The organism is Thermodesulfovibrionales bacterium (assembly GCA_035622735.1).
Taxonomy (GTDB): Bacteria; Nitrospirota; Thermodesulfovibrionia; order Thermodesulfovibrionales; family UBA9159; genus DASPUT01.
Genome location: DASPUT010000118.1, coordinates 1 through 2,109 on the forward strand (window position 1 = coordinate 1; position 2,109 = coordinate 2,109).

2 protein-coding genes are annotated in these 2,109 nt (G+C 53.1%); both read left to right on the forward strand.

Features of this window, described 5'->3' with window-relative positions; genetic code table 11:
* Positions 1-94: 94 nt before the first annotated feature.
* Positions 95-757 carry a deoxyribonuclease V gene (nfi, locus tag VEI96_06710; GenBank protein HXX57674.1) on the forward strand — a complete coding sequence of 221 codons (663 nt, stop codon included), beginning with the start codon at positions 95-97 and terminating at the stop codon, positions 755-757.
* 118 nt (positions 758-875) lie between these two features.
* The coding region (gene rsxC / locus VEI96_06715; GenBank protein ID HXX57675.1) for an electron transport complex subunit RsxC at positions 876-2,109 on the forward strand (1,234 nt) is incomplete at its 3' end.

Here is a 2,109-nt window from a genome sequence, read left to right on the forward strand (position 1 = left end):
TCTATATAATGATGATGTCAAGTAAAATATTAATTTGAATTCTTGTGATTCAAAAACCCACGTCTGCCATGCTATGTTATCTTTAAGCCATGCGGTGGCCAGCGACATAGCTGAGGCCAGAGAGATTCAGGAGAGTCTCAGGAAAAAGATAAGAATAGCCCATCTGCGAAAGACTCCCCGATTCGTTGCAGGGGTTGACGCGGCATTTACGGAGGACATGGTCATCGGTGTCGCGTGCCTTTATCAATATCCTGAGATGATTCATTTGGAGAATGCTCATGCGGTCGCGGAGATTTCGTTTCCATACGTCCCGGGTTTCCTGACGTTTCGGGAAGGGCCTGCTATTATCACCGCTCTCTCCCGGCTCACCAAAAAACCTGACCTCATCCTCGTCGACGGACAGGGGATAGCACATCCGAAGGGGATCGGTATAGCATCTCACCTCGGGGTGCTCTTGAAGATGCCGACCATAGGGTGCGCAAAATCGAGGCTTATTGGAGAATACACGGAGCCGGGAAAGAACCGCGGGGAATGGTCGCCTCTCCGCTATAACGGGAAGATCGTCGGTTCGGTATTGCGGACAAGAGATAATACAAGAGCCCTCTTTGTATCACCCGGCCATAAGATTAACATCGAGGAATGCCGTGAGATCGTCCTCAACTGCGCCACCGGTTACCGAATCCCTGAACCATTGAGAAGGGCGGATCGAATATCAAGGGCCCTGAAAAGGAAGTTCTCGGAAATGGAAAGCTTATAAGTATTGCTTATAGTTTCATCTTGACATATCGCCGAAGACCGTGTTATTACTGTAGGGTTTGTAAGGCTTTGTCCTTCATCATGACCAATGTTCCGAATCCAAGAGGAGGAACCCGTTAATGGGTCTACCGACATTCAAGGGTGGCATTCATCCTCCCGATAAGAAAGAATTAGCGAAAGACGTCCCCATCAGGGACGCAAAGGTCCCGCAGAGAGTCGTCATCCCCCTCAGCCAGCACACAGGAGCGCCTTGCAAACCGGTAGTCTCGATCAACCAGGAGGTCAAGAAGGGTGAGTTGATCGGGGAGCCCGGCGGATTCGTCTCGGCCCCTGTGCATTCGTCCGTTTCCGGGAAAGTGACGGGCATGGGAGAATTCCCCAACGCGATGGGACGGATGGTGAATTCCGTTGTCATAGAGAACAATGGCAGGGAAGAATGGACTCTCTTAAAAGACAACCCGGACTATGCTGACCTGCGGCCGGAGGAACTCAGGGAGAAGATCAAGGCTGCCGGGATCGTAGGCCTCGGCGGCGCGGCATTCCCGACGGTGGTGAAGCTTTCCCCGCCCAAGGAAAAACCGATCGATACCATCATTATAAACGGCGCGGAATGCGAGCCCTATCTCACGGCGGATTATAGGCTTATGGTCGAAAAGCCGACAGAGATCATCGAGGGACTCAGGATATTGATGAAGACCCTCGGCGTGAACAGAGGGTTCGTCGGCATCGAAGACAACAAACCCGAGGCGATCGAGAAAATGAAGGAAGCGGCAAAGAACGAACCTTCCATCGAGGTCTGCACGCTCGAGGTGAAATACCCGCAAGGCGCCGAGAAGATGCTCATAAAGGCGACAACCGGCAGAGAGGTGCCTCCGCGAGGGCTTCCGATGGATGTCAGGGTCGTCGTCCAGAATGTCGGAACAGCCCTTGCCATCTATGAGGCGGCCCGCTACGGGAAGCCCCTCATAGAGCGCGTCGTCACGGTTACCGGTGAAGGAATCACCAGACCTTCAAACCTGCTCGTACGGGTCGGGACACTCATTTCCGATGTCATTGACGAATGCGGAGGATTGAAAGGAACCGCGGGAAAGGTCGTAGCAGGCGGACCGATGATGGGTTTTGCCCTATCTACCCTTGATGTGCCGGTCACGAAGGGCACGTCCGGTATCCTCGTCATTCCCGAGGAAGGCGTTCTCCACGCCGAGGATTTCGAACCGTGTATCAGATGCGGGCGGTGTATTGATATATGTCCCATGGGCCTCATGCCGTCGATGTTGAGCGTCTTTGCGGAAAAGAGCCGCTATGAAGATGCGAAAGAGTATAACCTCTTTGACTGTTTTGAGTGCGGCTCCT